Genomic DNA, 21454 nt, shown 5'->3' with positions numbered 1-21454 from the left:
ATGACGAATAGATACCCTATTAAAAATACTAGGAGAACTTGACTAATAAATCAATGGATCATTTCGAATATACAATGGAATCACGTAAAAAGTCTCAGATGAGGGGGGGTATAACGAAACAATCGGTTCGAAATAAGCGGGGGATACGTGTTGAAGCGAAGATATCGGTAAAGGGGAGGATTGCAAAAAAAAGAACCCGTAGGTCAGACAACCTGCATGTTGAGGCTGTCCAGTTCACGGGTTCTATAAAGTTCCGTCCAATTTCGGGGGAAACGGACATGTACATAGGTTGAACGAAATTTCGTTCTAATTTCCTATAAGGATCCCTTCGTACTCGTATTTGCACGATTTTTCATGCAAATCTCGTAAAACAGCTGGCACTAGCCTTCATGTTGTGCGATTTTTCGTACAACACCCTGAGTCGATAGCTCTTATCCATTCAGTTTGTGCGATTTCTCGTACAAATCTCGTAAAACAGCTGGCATTAGCCTTCCTGTTGTGCGATTTTTCGTACAACATCCTGAGTCGATAGCTTTTATCCATTCAGTTTGTGCGATTTCTCGTACAAATCTCGTAAAACAGCTGGCATTAGCCTTCATGTTGTGCGATTTTTCGTACAACACCCTGAGTCGATAGCTCTTATCCATTCAGTTTGTGCGATTTCTCGTACAAATCTCGTAAAACAGCTGGCATTAGCCTTCCTGTTGTGCGATTTTTCGTACAACATCCTGAGTCGATAGCTTTTATCCATTTTGTTTGTATGGTTATTCGTACAAATCTCGTAAAAAGCATGCACCGGACCACGCAACGTGCGCACAGGGAGCAGTGCACACATTGAAATTGGTTCCTTACTAGGTTGCGCTGCCCTCCACTTGAGAGAGCTGCAACTGCTTGCGATAGATGAATCTGGAGATCGATACGCTGATTTCGTACAGCAGGAACAGCGGAACGATCACAATCAAATCGGACATGATATCCGGTGGCGTGATGGTGACGGCCACGATACATAGCAGAAAGTAGGCTGATTTGCGCATCTTGGCCAGCCGATGCGGATTCACGATGCCGAGCTTCGTCAGAAAAACGACGATGGCGGGCATTTCGAACAGGAATCCGAAAGGAACGGTCATATGGATCATGAACGTGAAGTATTTTTGCGCGGTATACATCGTTTGGAATGCGCCTTCGGCCATACGCTGCATGAACTGCAGCACCATCGGGAACAGCACGAAGTATCCGAAGCAAATGCCGGCAATGAATAATACGCTGATCACGGGAATGAGCAGCACGGCCGAGCGGTGAGTCCCATCCGGCAGCGCCGGCTGCACGAACCGCCATATTTGATAGGCGGCAATGGGAAGCGTGACGGTTACGGCCACAACGCCTGCAATGATCATATATACCCACATGACTTCGGAGGGACCGAGCAGAACGAGCTGTTTGTCCATGCCTCGTACCAGCCAGTGGTAGATCTTCTCGACGTAGATGAAGGCAGCCACCATTGCGACGAGAAACGCAATCAGGGTGCGGATCAGGCGCTTCCGCATTTCTTCCAGATGCTCGATCGCGCTCTGGTCGTTCGGATTAGCTGTGCTGCTTATCGACCGCTGCAGCAGTTTGCGGAGCATCGTCTTTTTTTCCATTCTCGTCGTCTCCGTTCATCAAGCCACGGGTTGCGCCCTTGAATTCGCTTAATGTCCGCCCGAAAGCGCGACCGAGCTCGGGAAGCTTGGATGGACCGAATATGATGAGTGCGATAATCAAAATAAGAATTAAACCACCGATTCCGATGTTACCAAACGGCATGATCCTCGCTCCTTTCGATTGGTATTACTCCAGTTTGAAGCCGCTAATGGCCACGACGGCGCAGCGCGCCATGTTTTCACCGGAGCGGTGAGGCCATGTGCTGGTTGGTTTGCTGAGGTTCTCCGTATTCTCGCCCGGGTGTTGAACGGATAGGAAGAGCGTCTGCTCATCGGGTGTGAAGAAAGGACCCGTAAGCTCGGATTCCACCGGACCGGAGGCGAATTGCAGCGCGACCCCTTGATCCGGCCCGCTTGTTGGAATCACAAACAGTCCGTTGTTCATAAAGGATTTGTGAACGCCTTTGTTCTGGCTGCTGCTGGAGATGTCCGTTACGACCCACAGATCGCCGTTCGAGTCGAAAGCCAGGTTGTCCGGTGAGCTGAATCCGGATTGGCGTCCTCCTGCAGCAAAAATTTCAAAGTCAAACTCCATGGCTGCCAGGTCGTTTCCCGCTTCAAAAATGCGCGTTATATGACCATGGATGTTGCCGTGATTATCGTTGTTTGTATGGCAGATAAACACGGTGTTATCGAACGGCGAGATTTCGATATCCTCTGGACGGTCCGTTGGTGTTCCGCCGACAAGACGCGCAGCTTCCTGGCAGTAAGTGACAACATCACCTTGGGACTTGAATTTGGCTTGGGCCTCTTTATCCTCTGCGGCGGCCTTGGTTACGGCCTCGAGGGTGACCGGCTGCCATTTGCCCGACTTCAGGTTGGCCACGTACAGGGTTCCTTCTTCCAGAAGCGCGGAGTTAGCGCGGCCTTTGCTTTTATCATATTTGCTTTTGCTAATGAATTTATAGACACAGGCATCCTTCTTGTCGTCGCCCATATAGACAACGATCCGGCCGTCTGCGGCAAGGCCCATCGCGGTATTCTCATGATTAAATCTGCCGAGGGCGGTGTGCTTCTTCAGGAAGGATTTATCGAACGGATCGACCTCGACGACCCAGCCGTAATGCGTATCCGGCAGGTTAGAGACTGCCGCGGTGTCCTCGAAGTTCTCCTCGCAAGATAAGACTGTGTTCCAAAGCGTCACCCCGCCGGAGCAGTTGGCAAACGTGCCGGTAGCTGTCGTTGCGCCTTTCAGGGCAGGGATGCCTTTGGCCGGACCGGTGATATCGAATTTGCTGAAACCGTTGATGCGGCGGGCATGGGAGGAGGTGGTGTCCATTTTCCATACACCCTTCTCGTCACGGTATACTTCGATAACAGACATGCCTTGGTAATACAGGTTTTTATGGATTTGATCCGCCGTCATCTTCCCATCCTTTACAGGACCGATGGAGAAGATGGTGGAGTATTCATGATTGTTGACCAGAAGGCCGCGGACATTGGAGCCCTTAAGCGGGAAAAATGCGTTGTAATCACAGCCGGAGCCGAATTTTTCGCCAGCCGGATTGATCACGTCATCAAAAGCCGCAATGACATCATATTTAAAGTTTTTAGGCAGGACGAGCTGGTCTGCTTTGGTTGGTTCGATTGGTTCGAAGTAACCGCTGACCCGATTCGTTTTGAATCCGAACAGATGATTTGCGGTTCCGGACATGGCCGAAGCTTTCCCTTCCAATACACCTAAGCCTGCGGAAGCGGCTGCCAATGCGGTTGCGCCAGTACCCAGATAAGACAGAAACGTTTTGCGATCCATCGTTTTACTCAAGCTTATCCACCCCTAATGTATAAATTGCCATCAGGACAAGTTTATAGGGGAAGTGTTAAGGGAATATCATCGGTGAATGGTGGAATTGTAAAAATAAAGTGATATTGGAGGGGGCGTCTAGCGGCGCCCCTGTACATGGCAGGACTTGCGGAGGATATGCATGATCATATGGAGTTGCCCTTGTAGCGCTGACGCATCTGTTCGGCCATGACACGAATTTCCTCAGTGCCTGGCATCGTAAACCTGGAAGCGGCTTCTGTCAGCTCCTTGCCTGACTGCCAGCTGCGGATGACCTCTTTTACAGCAACGATAAACGGGTGGACGGGGTTTTGACTGGTGCCGATGTTCGTAAGCTCTTCAAGACTGGCGGTGCTGTTAGCCTCTACTAGGGGATATTGTTTGGGGTCTGCACCCGCAGCGGCAATATCATAGAAGGAACGAACCAGCCGGGCGCGCTCGCTGCCTGAACCTTCGGCGATGATAAAAGCCTGGATAATGAAGGCTTTACGTTGCCGCCGCTGGGCAATGCCGCAAAATTTAAGGCCACCTATGCTTAGATCGAACGTTCCGGGACAGAAGGCGCCAGCAATTTCGCCGGTATCTACGTTCTGTCCGGTGCCGCGGAGGGCCTCCCGGATCAGCTCCACCATGATCTCAAAGTCCTGATGAAAGTCAGGCGCCGGTCCCGTAGAGGAAAAGGGGAGGATGAGGGACAGGTTCACCACGCCAGCGTCTAAGGGAACCGCAGCACCGCCCGAATGGCGGACGGCGGTGTCATAGCCGAGGGAACGAAGCATGGCTACCCCTTGTGGTGCATGGGGGAGGCGGCTGTCGCGCACGCCCATGACAAAAGCGCGCGGATGCCGCCACAGATGGCAGACGGCCGGCCCGCCATCTCCGGTCAGCCTGCATAGGAGCTCGTCCAGCGCAAAATGGTACAGCACGTCCTGATGCGATAAATCATGTGTCCGGTCGAGCAGCAGAACAGGTTGATCTTCAGGTAGTGACAGCGGAATATTCACGCTTTCTTGCCCTCCTCTTATATGTGGATCGTGCATAGACCATGGAAGGGTTTGTCTTCCGAGGGGGAGCCCGATCGTTATTTTCTTTGAACAGCATACCATAAATTCATATTGAAGCGGCGAGCCTCGCCTTATGAGTCGGGAACCTTCAACGTTTTTGTTTAGATATCAGAAAGTATAAACTTCGAGGCTCGTGACCTCCTGATATCGCAAGGAAAAACTTCTTCTAACTGCGGTCCGTCTTCTGTGGATGTACGTTGATCGACATTTTTGTTATAATCCGAGTAAGTTTATTGTCTTTGTGAGTAATTTGGTTTAGTGGAGAATGATTTCACTTCCTATATAAAGGAGAGAATCAACATCATGGAGATTTATAATAGTGTAGTTGATATGATCGGTCAAACGCCAATGGTGAAACTTCAGCGGCTAGTGCCTGAAGGGTCTGCTGATGTCTATGTAAAGCTTGAGAGATTCAACCCTTCCGGCAGCGTGAAGGATCGTGCGGCGTACAATCTGATTCATACCGCAGAGGAACAAGGATTACTCCAACCAGGCGGTACCATTATTGAGCCAACGAGCGGGAACACGGGCATTGGCCTGGCGATGATAGCAGCAGCCAAGGGTTACCGCGCTATCCTGATTATGCCGGACAACATGTCCAAGGAACGGATAAATATATTGAAGGCGTACGGCGCGGAGGTCGTGCTGACACCGAGCAGCGAGCGCATGCCGGGTTCCATTGCCAAAGCGCTTGAGCTCAGGGAGCAGATTCCCGGCAGCTTCATTCCGCAGCAGTTTGAGAATGCGGCCAACCCAGACATTCACAGGTTGACGACAGCGCCGGAAATTTTGGGGCAGATGGAAGGGCGGCTGGATGCCTTCGTGGCAACGGCAGGAACGGGCGGCACCGTAACCGGTACCGGGGAAGAGCTGAGGAAGTCCCTGCCGAATCTGCATATCGCGGTAGTCGAGCCGAAGGGCTCGCCTGTGCTCTCCGGCGGACAGCCTGGACCGCACAAGCTAGTGGGCACGAGCCCGGGTTTTGTACCGAAGATTCTGAATACGAGCGTATATGACGAGATCATCCAGATCGCCGACGAGGATGCGTTGCAAACGGTGCGGGATTTGGCTCGCAGGGAAGGAATTCTGGTGGGGCCGTCCTCCGGCGCATCGGTATTCGCTGCTCTTCACGTAGCGAAGCGGCTGGGGGAAGGAAAGCGGGTTATCTGTATTGCTCCGGATACGGGAGAGCGGTATTTGAGCATGGATATTTTCTAAGTGAGAAGGACCTCCGGTTAACCGGAGGTCCTTTCTTGGTGTTCTATGGAGGGTATCCACTGCTTAAGCTGCTGCATGAGTTGTCGATGACTCTTCACGACGATCACTTTGCCGGGATAATCTTCGAGCGTATCCTGAATCTGATATCTGCCTTCCCGCTGAAACGCGGCGCTCCATTCAAACATCTTTTTGAACATGCCCCAGCTGGGTGTATAATGCGCCTGTTCAAGTCGCAGTCGCTGCTTGATGAACCTTGTAATGATCCGGTAGGTTATTGTGGAGTAGGACGGGTTCAGGAATATGATAAGATCTGCAAGGCGGAAGCTGGGGCTGACCCATTTAAGGTGAGCGCCTTCGATGATCCAGCATTTCGTGTTGATGATGCTTATTAACATCGCATCCCGGTCCGCATCGCTCCTCCGAATATCATCCGGCTTGGCTCGCTCCCACACCACATTGTCGAGCTCGTAATAAGGAATGTGGAACTGGGCGGACAGCGTCCTGGCGAGTGTCGTTTTTCCGCTTCCGACGGAGCCGATAATATGGATCCGGTTCGGAATGTTAGTTACCATAGGAGATCACCGCATTCATGAGAAATGGTAGCTACTTATTTCGGTACCGATGCGGTGATCTCCTGTCCTATTATTCGTAAAATTACACAACATCCTGCGGCTAATCGCGGAGCAACTTGAAGAAAGCCATGATTTGCTCAGCAATCCAGGCCGGTTGTTCTGCTGCAATGAAGTGCCCACCCGCATTTAGATCCTTCCAGTGGATCACATTCGGGAAGATCCGTTCTACATATGATCGGGGCGGACGCTCGTTCCGCTGAGCACTTAAGGTGACACCATGCGGTACAGGTGAACTTTCTTTGGGCCCCGGCCACCTCGTATGCTTGCCTTCATAATAATAGCGGTTCGAGGCGTTGATGCTCTGGGTTAACCAGTAGATGGAGACGTTGGCCATGAGCTGCGCCTTGTTGAAATGCTGCAACACATCGCCATCCTCGGGAGATGTCCAGTAGTGCCATTTTTCCAGAATGAACGCGGCGAGCGCTACGGGTGAATCATGCAATCCATAAGCTGCCGTCTGCGGCCGCGTGCCCAGAATATGGGCGTAAGCGCCCTCCTCGCGTCCCCATTGCTTCTGATAGTCGAGGAACTCGGCCTCCTCGGCTGAAAGCGTTGAGTTCGAATCCAGATAGGGACTGGGATTCCCTGGCGATGTGGTGTGATAGCCGATGAAACGGTCGGGATGGTCGAGACACATGAGTCCCAGAATGCTGGCTCCGATATCATAGCCGTGTGCACCGAATCGTTCGTAACCGAGCTCTGTCATGAGTTTCATGAGCAGTTCCCCCGCCTGGCGATCTTCAAAGCCCGGACGCAGTTCGATACCTGAGAATCCATGGCCCGGGATCGATGGAATGACAACGTCGAAGGAAGTTTCCGTATGGCCGCCAAATTGCTCAGGATTCGTGAGGTAAGGGATAAGCTCCAGCATTTCATAGAAGGAGCTGGGCCAACCGTGGGCGATGAGGAGCGGGATGGGGTGTTCACCGCTGCCTTTAATATGTATGAAGTGAATGTCCACTCCATTGATTTCAGCGATATAATTCGGATAGGCCTGAATGGAGCGCTGGAAGGCTTCCCAATCGAACTCATGCCTCCAGTAGGCGGTCATTTCTTTCATGAAATCCAGGGGGATTCCATAATCCCATTGTCCGCCGGGGATTTCGTCAGGCCATCGGGTCATGTCCAGGCGCTGATATAAATCATCGATGGCAGCGGGCTCGATTTGAAAAGAAAACGGTTGGATCTTCATTCGCTTCACCTCTTGGAAAGAATGGGAGTCTGGTATACTGATAACAACAAGCTTGTGGTAGATAGGTAAATGAAGCCATAGGGCATTCTTTATATTGTTGCTAGTGACCGTTAAAAATATATAACTGGTTAGCTAACCGATAAATACACTTTACTGGTTTATTATGGAGAAATCAATAGGAGGTTTGTTTTGTTGTGGGACAGGAATTTGATCAACTCGAAATCATCGCGGATTTTATCAACACCCATGATAAACGCATGAGATATGATGGGGATCCGGGTGTGGAGCTGCTCCAGACTGCGGAGGAGCTGCGCATGTGGCTGTTAAAAAACGGCTTTATTCTGGAACAGGACACCGTATCTGAAGAGGATCTAGCTTTGGCCCGCGAGCTGCGGGGTGGCTTAAGAGCAGCCATTCCGAATAATATACATGATCATCAGGAAGCTGGCTTTCAAGCGTTAAACCGTGTAGCCGGACGGTTCCGGTTCTCCTACCGTTTCGGTGAAACTTCAGATGCAATCGAGCCAGTGGATGCCCAGGGAAAGGGGGGCATGGCCCGGCTGTTGATTCTGGTATTTCGGCTTCGTGAAAAGAATATGTGGGGCAGATTGAGAGTGTGTACGGCCGAAGATTGTCAGTGGGTATTTGTTGACCGGTCGAGGCCGGGAACGGGAAAATGGTGCTCGATGAAAGCCTGCGGCAATCGGGCGAAGAATAAAACATATCGGGAGCGAAGTAAGTCCATGGGATGAATCGCAGCCATGGGACCAGGTTTGAATCAGGTCCAACTCCAAAGACCCATCAAGCATTTGCCTTGGCGGGTCTTTTTTTTATGGAGCCGAATCATTCAAACAGGAATAAACGATTCAGTAACGAAATGATTGTAACCTATTATTTTTTGGGAAAATGTTGATGTCTTTGTCGATTAGAGCATTTTCTATTCGTTGATTAAGCATAGAACGAAAATTCAAGATAGTCTCGAGAATCAGGAGGGAATAAGAATGAGATTTATGATGATTGTAAGGGCAACCGAGGATTCCGAGGCAGGTGTATTGCCAAGCGCAGAGCAGTTGGATGCCATGATGAGGTACAACATGGAGCTGGCCAGAGCGGGCGTGCTGCTTGCCGCCGATGGGCTCCATCCAAGTTCGGGCGCTATCCGGATTTCTTATCCGGAGCCCGGGGGCAAGCCGAAAATTACCGATGGTCCCTTTACGGAAGCGAAGGAACTGATCGCGGGGTATACTTTGATCGAAGTGAAGACGAGGGAAGAGGCGATCGAGTGGGCTAAACGCATGCCGGATCCACACGGCTTCGGTGCGGGCCAGATCGAGCTCCGTCAGGTGTTTGAACCGACTGACTTAACGCAGGACCCGGAAGCGCAGGCTAAACAATACGAAATGCGTGAACACATCCAAAGGCAGAATCCGTAATGTCAGCGGCAGATACCCATCGCACGATCGATGCCATCTGGAGAATCGAATCCTCCAAAATCATTGCCTACCTGACTCGCATGGTTCGTGACGTCGGTATCGCCGAGGATCTTGCTCAGGATGCGCTTATCGCTGCGCTGGAACGCTGGCCGAATGACGGAATACCGGATAATCCCGGTGGCTGGCTTATGACCGCCGCGAAGCGCAAAGCGCTGGACCTGTTGCGCCGGAATAAAGTACGCGATCAGAAGTATGAGCTGTTGGGACGCGATATGGATTCCCGGATGGATTCGGATATTGAGGTGCCGGAGGCGGGGGAAGTGAACGACGATCTTCTGCGGCTGATCTTCATGACCTGCCATCCGGTTCTATCCCCTGAAGCGCGGGTGGCTCTGACGCTGCGCTTGCTTGGCGGATTAACGACGGCGGAGATTGCCCACGCCTATCTTGTGCCTGAACCGACGATCGCGCAGCGAATCGTTCGTGCCAAACGGACGCTGTCGGCGACCCGGGTGGCATTCGAGATTCCTCAGGGAGCCGAGCTTAAACCGCGATTGTCATCGGTTCTTGAGGTCATCTATCTCATGTTTAATGAGGGGTATGCAGCTTCATCCGGCAGCCAGTGGATTCGCCCGCTGCTGTGTCAGGAAGCGCTTCGGATTGGGCGGGTGCTGGCAGAGATCGCCCCGACGGAGGCCGAGGTGCATGGTTTGGTTGCGTTAATGGAATTTCAATCCTCTAGATTCAAGTCCCGGGTCAACGCGGAGGGGGAGCCTGTCCTGCTCATGGATCAGAATCGGGCCTTGTGGGATTATTTATTGATTCGCCGCGGTTTTGCCGCTCTGGATCGGATCGAGCGGTTGGGTGGAATGACCGGGCCTTATGCTATCCAGGCAGCCATCTCCGCATGTCATGCCGGAGCGCCCAGTGCCGCAGAGACAGACTGGATTCGAATCTCCGCGCTGTATGAGGCATTGGCACAGGTTTCTCCTTCTCCCATCGTGGAATTGAACCGGGCCGTGGCCCTCTCCATGGCTTTCGGTCCGGAGATCGGGCTTGAGATCGTGGACATTTTACGCTGCGAGCCTGCCTTGAAGGGATACCATCTCCTCCCGAGCGTAAGGGGAGACCTGCTCTTTAAGCTGGGACGCCTGGACGAAGCCTGCGCCGAGTTCAAGCTGGCCGCATCGCTGACGGATAACCTGAGGGAACGGGCCCTGCTGCTTGACCGTGCGGCAGAATGCCTGCCAGCGGAGTCCTAAAACAAGCTGTAGAAACATTTTTAAAAAAATTTCAAAAAAAATATGAAGCTGTGTCGATTACATAAAATCTCGTTCGTCATTTAGATATAAAACTAAAAAATGAACCGAGAGGAAGATGAACATGCAAGCACAAATGGTACCTTTTATTATTTCGGAGGATGCAAGAGCTCAGGCGGATTTTTACATGCAAGCGTTGGGTGGAGAGATCGGTTTGCTGACTACCTTCAAGGACATGCCGGGCATACCGGAAGCTCATCAGGATAAGATTATGCACATGTCGTTAACGCTGGCTGGCTGCAATAAGCTCATCCTCACCGATGCTTTTCAGGAAACCGGCAAGAGCACGAGCATGGGTCTGGCTATCACGTTCGATAACGAGGAAGACGCCCGCGCCGCCTATCGCCATCTTAGCCATGGGGGTACCGAGAAATATCCGTTTGCCCTGCAGCCTTGGGGAGCCTACTACGGTGAAGTGGTGGACCGTTACGGCATGACCTGGCAGATGGTTCATCAGGGCTGAGTTGAAAAATACTATACCATGATAAAGAGGGAGCCAATAAGATGAATCAAGAAGTAACGGATTACATTGCAGCGATCAGTGATACCTGGAAGGTGGAGGTCAGCGAGCGGCTTCGGGGGCTCGTACACAGCACGATCCCGGACGTTTCGGAACGGCTTCAATATAAAAAGCCCCATTTTCTGAAGAATGGAAAATATGCGGCGGTGATCAGCGTCGCGAAGAGCGCCGTGAGCTTTACGATTTTCAATGCGGACGGCCTGGATTGGTCTGAAGCGTTGTTTGAAGGACCGCCTGAACGAAAAACCATCAAAATCACGTCCGGGCAGCAGGTCGATTATGATGCGCTTGGATCCCTGCTGAAGCAGGCATCCGATGGACTGTAAATCATATGTAATAGGAAAGCGCGGATAACCGGTTCGAAGCGTTCCTGATATAATAGCCGCGATCCTATGAGGATCGCGGTATGTGTCATTCTACTTCTTGGTGCCGTGCTGCTTGGTCGGCAGCTTGTCGCTTGGCGTTCCTTTGCCGTGATTCTCTTTGTTGCGACGGGCCTTCTCCGCATTCTCGTTCATTTTTTCCACAAAATCGTGCGTGCTTTCCATATGACGTAAGCTCCTTTTGCTCAGAATGTATGGCCTTGCCTGATCGTGCTTAATATAACCATTTCGTCGTGATCATATTTGGTGACTTTGGAATGGATATGGATGGTGAGCGGGAGGTTCGCTTGGCGAACGAGTTTGAGGTGTGGACAATCGTATATACTGGCGGGTCCCGAGTTGAGCGACCTGAACACGTACATGGCCGAGTTGGGGCGCTCCCACAACCCTGAATTGCTGCCGGGGTACACGATAAACGATCAGGGGCCCTGAGGTATGTCTTTTTTGGTTTCATAGGGATCGCGAACGAAATGGAGAAGGTATCTGCCATATCACGGCAAAAAAATACCCTGCCACAGGCAAACGCCCGGGCGGGGTATTTATGGTGTTTGATTACTTCTTATGACTGATCAACAGCTCATATTTGTTCAAGGAAGCGCCCAAAATATTCTCGTTGCGGCCCTGACCGTGGGATTGCCGGAATGATTCGCTGGAAGTCCAGCGTTTGAAGGCCTCCTCGTCTTCCCATACCGTAGAGACCTTCAGTTCCTCAGCCTCTGCGCCTTCTTTGGCTTCGTGCCATACTTCCATCCGCACGAAGCCCTCAATGTCCTGCACGCCCTTCGCTTCAGCAAATCGCTGCGCAATTTCTTGTCCGAAGCCCGGTTTAACCTTAATCGAGTTTGTAACAACCAGCATGCTTGATTCCCCCTTCGGTGATGACCGGATACATTCCAGTAATGTCTAGCCCCCTTGCATGTATGTCCATTATACATGAACGAGCATTCTGATTTCATCTTGGGAGGAACTGTGCTTTATGCCGAAAAAAGCATGGAATACTCAGGTCGCTGGAGGACCTTCTGCCGGAAACTCTGCGGTAGGGATGGCGGCAGCTGGCGTCATGGCTTTGGGTTTCGCCCTGCCGCTCCACGACCAGTAGGTGCCGATGCGCAGCAGCCGTTCAATTGGGCCGCCGTGGAATCGTTTCAACCAGAGCAGGCTGCCCGTTGCCAGTACAGCATAGATCAGGATCGCCAGCAGCGCTCCTTGCAGCACACCGAGCTTGCCGAACATGCCCAGCCCGAATCCGTAGAATATCAGTACGCACACAACGCTTTGCGTCAGATAGTTGGTTAGCGACATCCGTCCAACCGCTTCAAACGCCCGGATGATAACCGATTGTTTAGACGAGAAGGCGTATAGGGAGGCGAACAGATGGATATACCCCAGCGCGAGCAGAGGTCCGCCAAGCATCATAAAGATGCCGCTCAAGCCGTGGGTTGACCCGAGCATAACCCCTGCAGTCTTTAGTCCAAGCCCGACCGGAACGAGCAGAGACCATCTTAGATACAGCTTGATCTCCTTAGAAGGATGAAGGAAGCGCCCGCGCTTGGCTGCGACCATACCAAATAGGAACATCGGCGCGCTCATCAGTGGGGCAATCAGAATGACCAGCAGCATCAACCAGTCCGGAAGGTCGATGGGCATCTCTTCGGTTGACCGAAAATGCAAAATCTCGCCGTACGTGCCGGTGCCGTAAATTTCAATGGACTGCTTCACATAATTCTCCATGCGCTCTGTTTCACCTGTCGCAGGCTCCATGGAGCCATATCCGAAGATGGCAAACAACGTCAGGAAGAGGATGCCCCAAATCAAGATCGTTTTGGCCTTCCGTTTCACAAATAGTAACAGGAAAAGCCCGATCGCTCCGTAAAACAACAGAATATCGCCTTCCCAGATGAATGTGGAATGCAGCCAGCCGAGAATGATCAGCAGCACGGACCTGCGGAAGAAGCTGCGGCCATATTTGAGCCCTTTGCCAATCAGGCTTTCCCTCATTTTAATCATGCTGTAACCGAACAGGAACGTAAAGATCGGCATGAAGCTGCCTTCTACGAATACTTTCAGCATGTCATGGCTGATCAGATCCAGCGTGGATGGCTGGAAGAGATGCAGCTCGTCTTTGCCGAACATGCCGTATTGAAAAATAAGCATATTGGCCATCAGGATGCCGAGCAAGCTCAAGCCGCGAATCGCATCCACGGCCGTGGAACGTTTATTTGAATTCATATCAATCACCTCTGACACCAAGTATAAAGCTCGAAATGAAATAACTCGGAAACGGCATCCTAACTTTTTCTTAACTCTTTCAGCATTTGTTTAACTCCTGTTAAGGTTGTTGTGCTAGCATAAATGTCGGGTGAGATAAAATGGATCAAACACGAATTTTAATTGTAGATGACGAACCTTCCATTGTGAAAATGCTGCAGATGGTGCTGCGCAAGGAAGGCTTTAACCGCATATACACGGCTTCCAGCTGTAAGGAGGCGCTTAACGAAATTGCTGCACACGGAGCGGATATCGTGCTGCTGGATGTCATGCTGCCGGACGGCACGGGATTTGATCTCTGTCCGCAGATCCGTTCCTATGGTAGTCCGCACATCCTGTTTCTGACGGCCAAAGCATCGGATCTGGATGTGTTGACCGGTTTTGCGATGGGCGGAGACGATTATGTCACCAAGCCCTTTAATCCGCTGGAGATTGCCGCAAGAATCAAGGCGCGTCTGCGCCGTGGCGGCATCGGGACGACCGTATCGTCTGAGCAGCCGGTGATCCAGCGTGCATGGGATTTCGGCCGGTTTAAGGTTGATGAATCCGCCGGGGAGCTTACGGTGCTGGGAGAGCCTGTGTCTTGTCCGGCCCAGGTCTTTCAGCTGCTGCTTTATTTTTGCAAGCACCCGGGGGTGGTATTCTCCAAGTCGCAGCTGTACGAAGCCGTATGGGGCATCGACGGCATGGGCGAGGACAACACCGTCATGGTGCATATCCGCCGTATCCGCGAGCGCATCGAGGAGGATCCGAGCAACCCGCAATATCTACTGACGGTCCGGGGGCTCGGCTACAAGCTGGTTAAGGAGAAAGTCCGATGAGACTGCGCAGACGGCTGGCCTTTCATTTTACGTACCAATTGATTGCGTTCTCGGCGTTTATGTTTTGCTTCCTGATTGTGCTCTTATTCTTCCTGATCAAACATATCAGCGACGATGAGATCAAACGCAACTTTTCGACAGGCGTCCTGAACAGCATCGTGACCGAGACGGTGACGGAGAATGGCGAGGTGCTGCTGCAGGAACAGTGGAAGCTCCTGCTTCAAGAGAAGGATATGTGGCTGCAAGTGGTGGATATGGAGGGAAACGTGATTCATTCCACCAATACGGCTCCGGATGTTCCATCGGAGTACTCGGTAAGCACCTTGCTCGAGATCAAGGAGGAGCGTCGTCTCGGCGAGTATACGATGTATTGGCAGATGGATCTGACCTATGAAGAACCGCTGCTGTATCTGATCGGACGTATCGATGAGGGTTCGGACCATCTTCGGGAATGGTATGCCCGTTATCAGGACGGCGGCAGGGTGAGGCCGGAGGATGAAGCGGGGCTCGGACACGAATTAGCTGGTCTAGGCGGTTATTTGCATGTCATTGACCGGGAGGGCCGCGTTGTCCAAGCGATTGGAACAAATGCAGACAATAAGGTAAGCTACCACCCGCTGGAGATCATTACGATGCAGGAGCAGCCGGGCACGTATTCAACGCATATTGCGGTATACCGCGATACGGCCAGCGGCAACACCTGGGTATATCATACGCCGCAGGACGAGGCGCTGGAGAAAAGGCCAATGATGAATGAGCTGATCCGCGTGGCGCTATGGACGATGGTCTGCGTGCTTGCGTTGTCGCTTGGGGTGGCGATATGGCATGGATACCGGTACAGCCGGCCGCTGCTGCTGTTTACCGGGTGGTTTGAGCGGATGGGGAGCGGAGCCTACGAGGAAGTGCTGACACCGAAGGACCGGAAGCGGGTATTCCGCAAGAACGGAAAGCTGCGTACGCGCTTCAAGCTGTACAAGGAAGTGATTCATTCTTTTTACAAGATGGCGGAGCAGCTTGCCGAGGCCGAGAGAGAACGGGAGCGACTCGACCGTAATCGGGAAGAATGGATGTCCGGGATATCGCATGATTTGCGTACTCCGTTGTCTTCCATCCAGGGTTACGGCTATATGCTGGAGAGCGCTCCCCAGGATTGGAACCAGGAAGAGCTGCGGGAGATGGGAACCGTGATTCGTGAGAAGGGCGACTACATGTTGGAGCTTATCGATGATTTCTCGCTCGTCTTCCGTTTGAGGAGCGAAATCCGGCCGCAGGAGCTGACCCGGCTTGATCTGAACGAGCTGGTGCGTCGCTGCGTGCTGAAATACGTCAACGATGCCACGCTGGATGCGAATTTTAATTATATCGGTGGCGAAAAAGCACTGCTCATTGACGGTAATGCCAAATGGCTGCAGCGGTTGATGGATAATCTGATCACGAATGCCGTGAAGCATAATCCGGAGGGCGTTAACATTGAAGTGCGTGTAGAGAGGCACCCTGCTGGCGCGGCGATCGTAGTAGCGGATCAAGGTGTAGGGATGGATGAAGAGACCCGCTGTAATCTGTTCGAGCGTTATTACCGGGGAACGAACACCGAAGAGAGTATGGATGGCTCGGGGCTCGGGATGAGTATCGCGAAGGCGATTGTCGAAGCACATCGGGGCCGGGTAAATGTGTGGTCTGAAGTGGGCCGGGGAACCACCATCACCGTTCTATTGCCTGAGGCTGCCGTACAAGAAGGCGAGGGGCTGTTGAACGCGATTAAGGACTGACGTTTTCCTGGATTGTCATGTCCGGAATGAGCTCTAAAAATCCTTCAACATTCCTATCCTGCTGCCGGCCCGGTTGCGCTATAATGGCTAAGCAACGATTACATGAGGTGCGGAGGATATTATGGGTTCAACTTCGTTTCGGCAATTGACTGGCAATGCGCGGGGCTGTCTCGTCTATGAGCCGCTGTTTCTCATCCCTTACAGCATGTTCACGACGTACACCTCCATCTACATGTACCAACTTGGGGTAACCGAGACGGGAATCGGCTGGATTACCTCCATCGGTTTGCTTGTGCAGGTGCTTTCTTCGTTTCTCAGCGGGTATTTAACAGACCGTTTAGGCAGAAAAAAGGCGCTGCTATACTTCGACGTACTAAGCTGGACCGTGGCCACGCTGCTCTGGGCCATTTCACAGAACTTCTGGTTTTTTGTGATCGCGGCCGTGATCAACGGCTTTCAGAAGGTGCCGCATACCGCCTTTTACTGTCTGCTGGTGGAGGATACCGCACCGAAGGAGCGAACCTATGTCTTTACGCTGCTGCAGCTGATTAGCGTCGTGGGCGGCTTGTTTGCACCGATCGGCGGACTGCTGGTGTATCATTTCACGCTTGTGCCCGGGGTGCGCATCATGTTCGTGCTGGCCTGTATCCTGATGACAATCCAGTTCATTGGGCGCCATTATGCGACAAGGGAGACGGATATCGGATACCGCAAGATGAAGGAAACGAAGGCGATGAGCCTGCGGGAAGGGATGTCCGACTATGCCTTGGTGATGAAGAGCATGCTCGGAAATCCGCTGCTGCTCATGATCTTCGGCGTTTATATATTGTTCAATTTTCAGATGACGGTGAAGACGACCTACGTCTCCATCTTCATGGTGGAATATTTGCATTTGGGCAGCGGCCTGATCTCGGTTTTTCCGGCATTCTCCTCTGTCATTATGCTAATATTCATGCGGTGGATCATGCCCCGAATCGGGGAGCAGCATGTGCACCGGACGATGGTATGGGGATTCGTAATATCGGTATTGTCCAATGTCATACTGGTGTTTGCGCCGCAAGGGGATCTGCTGGTGCTGAGTTTGAGCACTGTCATTGCCGCCATCGGTACGATGATGACATATCCGTATCTGGAGACGGCGGTGGCCAATGCGATAGACGATGAGAACCGCGCCAAAATATTCGCGCTGCTCCAGGTGCTCATCCTTATTGTCATTTCGCCTTCCGGCATCATTGGCGGCTGGGCATATGGCATCGACCCGAGAATTCCGTTCTTGCTTGTTGCCGGCGCATTTGTGATCAGCATCCCGCTTATGATGCTGTACGGCAAAAAGGCAAAGGCAGCCCCCGTTGAAGCCGGAGTTAAGCTTGGGCATGGAGATTGAGCCAATGGCTAAAAGGGTTGAGCGCGCGCTTTTAGCTATGGGAAGCGTAAAAATATGAATGAAGAGGCACTCCAGGCAAGGGGGGCCTCTTTTTTTGCGTTGGTTATTGCAATTTGGTTAGCGTTCACTTATGATATGAGCATGAAAAAGAAACCTCATTTCGATAGCAAGAAGAAGGATATTTTGCAGGCTGCCATGAAACTCTTCGCCGAGAAAGGCGTGGATGGCGTATCGGTGAAGGAGATCGGCGCAGCGGCGGGTGTAACGGATGCAGCGATCTATAAGCATTTTACGAATAAGGATGCCGTGGCTGCGGAAGCGTTCGAGGAATACTGCAGCAGTTATACGCGTCTGGTGGATGATTATGCTTCCCGGCCCGGCCTGTTTGCAGAGAGACTGTCGGCGCTCGTCATCCGGGTATTGGCGGCGTATGACGAGGATAAATACGGCTTGCTGCTCTTGTCCCAGCATCACGAGCTGTTTACGGAGGTGCTCAAGAGCAGGGGACGTCAGCCGCTGGACGCCTTGCATGATCTGCTTGAGCAAGCGGTGTTGCAGGGGGATATTCCGCCGCAGAACACGCGATTAACCGCTGTGTTGATCATTGGTGCATTCAGCCAGCTTGCAATCTCAACGATGCAAGGAGAGCTGAAGGAACCGTTGTCGCCGCTGGCACCTGAAGTGACGGCGCATCTATTGGCATTAACAGGTTTGGGAAAAGGTCGGGAGTGACCTTTTCTTTTTACCATCAGGTTAGTGTTTGTTAACCAAATCATGAGGGGGAAGAAACATATGAAAAAGGTTTTAATTATTCAAGGCAATCCCATTAAGAACAGTTATGGCAGTCAACTGGCAGAGGTCTATGCAAGGGGGGCGGCCGAATCCGGGGCGGAGGTGCGGGAGCTGGTGCTTGCGGAGATGGAGTTTGACCTGAATCTGTCCGGTGGCTATAAGGGTAAACAACCGCTGGAGCCGGATCTGCAAAAAGCGCAAGAACTGATCTCTTGGGCGGATCATCTGGTGTTTGTATATCCGAATTGGTGGGGCGGCATGCCGGCGCTGCTCAAAGGGTTCATCGACCGGGTTTTTCTGCCGGGCTTTGCGTTTAAGTACCGTCGGAACTCGCCTTTGCCGGAGCAGCTGCTCAAAGGGAAAACGGCCCGTTTGATCGTCACGATGGATTCGCCGTACGTCTACTATCGTTTTTATCTCGGCCAGCCGGGACATCAAATGATGAAGCATTCCATTCTGAAGTTCTGCGGCGTGGGCACGGTTCGTGCCACGAACATTACGCAGCTTCGCAAAATGCCTGAAGTGGCAAGAAAGCAATGGCTTGAGCGTGTGCAGAGAATGGGTCGGAAATTGGCTTGAGCTGGCAGGGCGTGAGATGTACAGTTCCTTCCAATGGCTTGACTTCTTGGGCAGGAGGATTATAATTCATACAACAAATGAAACGAAAAGAGAATGGAAGAATAAGTTTAATCAAAATCAAATCTTGATGTATATGCCGGGGAATAGGGCCCAGGCGTTTCTACCAGGTTACCGTAAATGACTTGACTACATGAAGGTTGAGAATCCCACCACCCAAAGCCCAGCTTCGCAATGATTGAAGCCGGGCAGGAGGATCATCTTGATTGGAATCCGGCAGGTTTTAACGGATGAGGTGATGTGCAGACTAGATAGCATACATGCTGATGCACGGGATTTCTCTTCCTCTATGGATATAGTACAGGCACCCCGGGCAGATACGCTGCCCGGGGTGTTTGCGTGTTATACAGCGGATCGATTTTGTGTTTTTACCGTTCATGATAAGAAAAACGTCTATCGACGCACTTTAACAGATGATAGACCGCAATTAGATGAAGTTTTTATTGCGATATCAGGAAGTTAAAAGCTTCGAAGTGTATACTTTCTGATATCTAAAGAAAAAAGGGGAGCGTGCAATCATCATGAGTTCAAGCAAGAGACAGAAACGATACGAGGTTAGCCGGAAGCTGGGAAAGGTTGCCTTAGGACAGGAGCCTGCCGATCTGGTCATCAAGAACGGCACGCTGGTGAATGTGTTTACAGGCGAGCTTCAGGAGCAGGTGGACGTGGCCATGGCATCCGGACGCATCGCTTATATCGGCAACGCAGATCATACGATCGGGGAAGGGACTCGGGTCATCGAAGCGAATGGCCGCTATATCTCGCCAGGCCTGCTCGACGGTCATATGCATGTGGAGAGCACGATGCTCACCGTGACCGAGTTTGCCAAGGCGGCTATCGTTAGTGGAACGACTGGGGTTTATATGGATCCCCATGAGATTGCCAACGTATTCGGCATGGAAGGTGTGCGCTGGATGCATGAGGAGGGGCAGCAACTGCCGATGAAGGTGTTCACCACCGTTCCTTCGTGTGTACCGTCGACCTTTGATCTGGAGGATGCTGGGGCGCAGCTGGGCGTAGCCGACATTGAGGAAGGGCTGACATGGCCCGGTGTTGCCGGGCTTGGCGAAGTGATGAATTTCCCGGGCGTCGTGTATGGCGATCCGACCATGAGCGGGGAGATCGAAGCCACGCTGCGTGCGGGCAAGACGGTGACAGGACATTTTCCGGCAGAGGATGTCCGGATGCTGCAGGCATATATGGCAACCGGCGTAAGCTCCGACCATGAAACGGTAACCAGAGAGCAGGCCTTGGAGAAGGTTCGCCTCGGTATGCACCTGATGATCCGTGAGGGTTCAGCTTGGCAGGATGTGAAGGAAGTTGTTAAGGTTATAACGGTAGATAAGGTGCGTACAGACAATATCTCTCTGGTTACGGATGATGTGTATCCGCAGACGCTGCTGAGACTCGGACACATGAACCACGTGGTCCGCCGCGCTATGGAAGAGGGCGTGGACCCGGTTACGGCGATCCAGCTGGGAACGATCAACGTGGCTCGTTATTTCGGCATGGACATGGAGCTTGGCAGCATTTCGCCAGGCAAAACGGCAGATATTTTGCTGATTGATGATCTGAAAAGCATGGTACCTTCCGTTGTGATCACGGATGGCGAAGTGGTTGCAGAGAACGGCCGGCTCGTGAAGGCGTTCCCGGTATATCAATATCCGGAAAAAGCGTTTAACTCGGTTCGGCTGCAGCGTTCGCTTACCGCGGATGACTTCCTGCTGCGCAGCAAATTCGATGCCGCACGTACGGAAGTGAACGTGGTCCGCGTCATCGAGAACAGCGCCCGTACCGCCAAGATGACGGCGGTGCTCTCCGTTGAGCAAGGGGTGATCCAGCCAGACCTGGATCAGGACGTGGTTCAGTTGGCATGCATTGAGCGCCACGGCACGACGGGACAAATCTCGCTCGGTTTTGCCAGCGGCTTCGGACTCAAGTCCGGCGCGGTTGCGTCTACCGTTGCGCACGACAGTCACAATCTGCTTGTGATGGGTACGAATGCCGAGGATATGGCACTCGCGGCAAATGAGCTGGCGGCGTGCGGAGGCGGCATGATCGTAGTACGGGACGGCAAGGTGCTGGCGAAGGTGGCGATGCCGATTGCCGGTTTGCTGGCGGACCGTCCGGTTGAGATCGTAGCGGAAGAAGTCGCTGCCTTGGAGGAAGCTTGGAAGGAGCTCGGATGCTATATCCATGCGCCGTTCATGACCTTCTCGCTGATTGCGCTGCCGGTGATTCCGGAAATCCGCATTACCAACCGCGGGATCGCAGACGTAACGGAATTCAAGCTCATCGAGACCGAGATTGGCGCGGTTCAATAAGATTGCAGATACACCGAAGCAGGTTGGCCTGAGGGCGAACCTGCTTTTTTGGTGCGTAAATACCGGGCTTGGCCTGTGAGTGGATGCCGCAAGCCATGTTCCAATTGATAATCCTCACATATTCCACCGCCTACTTAGTGATTTTCGTCACAAATTTATAACTTTTTGCCCCCGTTTCAGCCCTGATATTGTGATGTTTATCACAATCCTTTAGGG

General features: G+C 52.2%; 22 protein-coding genes and 1 riboswitch. Of the genes, 13 read left to right on the top strand and 9 right to left on the bottom strand.

What is annotated here, in order from left to right:
* Window positions 1-851: 851 nt before the first annotated feature.
* From tatC to NYE54_RS32090, 4 genes are all read right to left on the bottom strand, one after another.
* Window positions 852-1544 carry a twin-arginine translocase subunit TatC gene (gene tatC / locus NYE54_RS32105; RefSeq protein WP_339273727.1) on the bottom strand — a complete coding sequence of 231 codons (693 nt, stop codon included), beginning with the start codon at window positions 1542-1544 and terminating at the stop codon, window positions 852-854.
* A gap of 37 nt (window positions 1545-1581) precedes the next feature.
* Complete coding sequence (gene tatA, locus NYE54_RS32100; protein WP_015737862.1) at window positions 1582-1803, bottom strand: twin-arginine translocase TatA/TatE family subunit; 222 nt, start codon at window positions 1801-1803, stop codon at window positions 1582-1584.
* 24 nt (window positions 1804-1827) lie between these two features.
* A complete protein-coding gene (locus tag NYE54_RS32095) occupies window positions 1828-3453 on the bottom strand; it encodes an alkaline phosphatase PhoX (RefSeq protein WP_339273725.1) in 1626 nt (541 codons plus the stop codon).
* A gap of 176 nt (window positions 3454-3629) precedes the next feature.
* Window positions 3630-4487: a lipoate--protein ligase family protein gene (locus NYE54_RS32090; RefSeq protein WP_339273723.1), complete on the bottom strand. Its 858-nt coding sequence runs from the start codon at window positions 4485-4487 to the stop codon at window positions 3630-3632.
* 363 nt (window positions 4488-4850) lie between these two features.
* Here NYE54_RS32090 and cysK point away from each other — a divergent pair, with 363 nt between their 5' ends.
* A complete protein-coding gene (cysK, locus tag NYE54_RS32085; RefSeq protein ID WP_339268663.1) occupies window positions 4851-5765 on the top strand; it encodes a cysteine synthase A in 915 nt (304 codons plus the stop codon).
* A 17-nt stretch (window positions 5766-5782) separates the two neighbouring features.
* Here cysK and NYE54_RS32080 read toward each other — a convergent pair whose 3' ends face one another.
* Together NYE54_RS32080 and NYE54_RS32075 are read right to left on the bottom strand one after the other, a co-directional pair.
* Window positions 5783-6337 (bottom strand): DNA topology modulation protein FlaR, encoded by a 555-nt coding sequence (locus NYE54_RS32080; RefSeq protein ID WP_339268662.1) that lies wholly within the window; start codon window positions 6335-6337, stop codon window positions 5783-5785.
* 100 nt (window positions 6338-6437) lie between these two features.
* Window positions 6438-7589, bottom strand: a complete 1152-nt coding sequence (locus tag NYE54_RS32075) for an epoxide hydrolase (RefSeq protein WP_339268660.1) — start codon at window positions 7587-7589, stop codon at window positions 6438-6440.
* A 194-nt stretch (window positions 7590-7783) separates the two neighbouring features.
* Between NYE54_RS32075 and NYE54_RS32070 the strand changes: the two genes are divergently transcribed.
* The 5 genes from NYE54_RS32070 to NYE54_RS32050 all read left to right on the top strand — a co-directional run bounded on the left by NYE54_RS32070 (window position 7784) and on the right by NYE54_RS32050 (window position 11187).
* Window positions 7784-8341 (top strand): CGNR zinc finger domain-containing protein, encoded by a 558-nt coding sequence (locus tag NYE54_RS32070; protein WP_339268658.1) that lies wholly within the window; start codon window positions 7784-7786, stop codon window positions 8339-8341.
* 249 nt (window positions 8342-8590) lie between these two features.
* Window positions 8591-9022 carry a YciI family protein gene (locus tag NYE54_RS32065; RefSeq protein ID WP_076323869.1) on the top strand — a complete coding sequence of 144 codons (432 nt, stop codon included), beginning with the start codon at window positions 8591-8593 and terminating at the stop codon, window positions 9020-9022.
* The gene (locus NYE54_RS32060) at window positions 9022-10284 is read left to right on the top strand and encodes an RNA polymerase sigma factor (RefSeq protein ID WP_339268657.1); all 1263 of its coding nucleotides are present in this window, start codon (window positions 9022-9024) and stop codon (window positions 10282-10284) included. Before NYE54_RS32065 ends, NYE54_RS32060 begins: the two co-directional genes overlap by 1 nt.
* A gap of 121 nt (window positions 10285-10405) precedes the next feature.
* Entirely contained in the window at window positions 10406-10804 is a 399-nt protein-coding gene (locus NYE54_RS32055) for a VOC family protein (RefSeq protein WP_339268655.1), read from the top strand.
* Between the two features lie 41 nt (window positions 10805-10845).
* Complete coding sequence (locus tag NYE54_RS32050) at window positions 10846-11187, top strand: DUF1801 domain-containing protein (protein ID WP_339268653.1); 342 nt, start codon at window positions 10846-10848, stop codon at window positions 11185-11187.
* Window positions 11188-11277: 90 nt separating this feature from the next.
* Here the strand turns inward: NYE54_RS32050 and NYE54_RS32045 are convergent, their stop codons facing one another.
* The 3 genes from NYE54_RS32045 to NYE54_RS32035 form a co-directional block, all read right to left on the bottom strand.
* The gene (locus NYE54_RS32045) at window positions 11278-11409 is read right to left on the bottom strand and encodes a DUF4023 domain-containing protein (RefSeq protein ID WP_009590359.1); all 132 of its coding nucleotides are present in this window, start codon (window positions 11407-11409) and stop codon (window positions 11278-11280) included.
* Between the two features lie 387 nt (window positions 11410-11796).
* On the bottom strand, window positions 11797-12102 hold the full coding sequence (locus NYE54_RS32040) for an antibiotic biosynthesis monooxygenase (protein WP_076323874.1): 306 nt from the start codon (window positions 12100-12102) through the stop codon (window positions 11797-11799).
* Between the two features lie 141 nt (window positions 12103-12243).
* Complete coding sequence (locus NYE54_RS32035) at window positions 12244-13473, bottom strand: DUF418 domain-containing protein (RefSeq protein ID WP_339268651.1); 1230 nt, start codon at window positions 13471-13473, stop codon at window positions 12244-12246.
* A 140-nt stretch (window positions 13474-13613) separates the two neighbouring features.
* On the opposite strand from NYE54_RS32035, the gene NYE54_RS32030 reads away from it, so the two are divergent.
* The 7 genes from NYE54_RS32030 to ade all read left to right on the top strand — a co-directional run bounded on the left by NYE54_RS32030 (window position 13614) and on the right by ade (window position 21238).
* On the top strand, window positions 13614-14333 hold the full coding sequence (locus NYE54_RS32030; RefSeq protein WP_339268649.1) for a response regulator transcription factor: 720 nt from the start codon (window positions 13614-13616) through the stop codon (window positions 14331-14333).
* Window positions 14330-16102, top strand: a complete 1773-nt coding sequence (locus tag NYE54_RS32025) for a HAMP domain-containing sensor histidine kinase (RefSeq protein ID WP_339268648.1) — start codon at window positions 14330-14332, stop codon at window positions 16100-16102. The genes NYE54_RS32030 and NYE54_RS32025 overlap by 4 nt, the downstream gene beginning before the upstream one ends.
* Window positions 16103-16223: 121 nt before the next feature.
* Window positions 16224-17486, top strand: coding sequence for an MFS transporter (locus NYE54_RS32020; RefSeq protein WP_339268646.1), 1263 nt, complete (start codon window positions 16224-16226; stop codon window positions 17484-17486).
* A 141-nt stretch (window positions 17487-17627) separates the two neighbouring features.
* Entirely contained in the window at window positions 17628-18218 is a 591-nt protein-coding gene (locus NYE54_RS32015) for a TetR/AcrR family transcriptional regulator (protein ID WP_339273721.1), read from the top strand.
* A 60-nt stretch (window positions 18219-18278) separates the two neighbouring features.
* Window positions 18279-18857, top strand: coding sequence for an NAD(P)H-dependent oxidoreductase (locus tag NYE54_RS32010; RefSeq protein WP_215161416.1), 579 nt, complete (start codon window positions 18279-18281; stop codon window positions 18855-18857).
* A 107-nt stretch (window positions 18858-18964) separates the two neighbouring features.
* A riboswitch (purine riboswitch) is annotated at window positions 18965-19066 on the top strand.
* Window positions 19067-19116: 50 nt separating this feature from the next.
* The gene (locus NYE54_RS32005) at window positions 19117-19377 is read left to right on the top strand and encodes a hypothetical protein (protein ID WP_339268644.1); all 261 of its coding nucleotides are present in this window, start codon (window positions 19117-19119) and stop codon (window positions 19375-19377) included.
* A gap of 58 nt (window positions 19378-19435) precedes the next feature.
* Entirely contained in the window at window positions 19436-21238 is a 1803-nt protein-coding gene (ade, locus tag NYE54_RS32000; RefSeq protein WP_339268642.1) for an adenine deaminase, read from the top strand.
* Window positions 21239-21454: the final 216 nt, after the last annotated feature.

The sequence above is a fragment of the Paenibacillus sp. FSL K6-1330 genome (genome assembly GCF_037976825.1).
Lineage (GTDB): Bacteria > Bacillota > Bacilli > Paenibacillales > Paenibacillaceae > Paenibacillus_AQ.
Note: the sequence above shows the minus strand (reverse complement) of the source record. Positions and strands in the feature narration are given on the sequence as shown.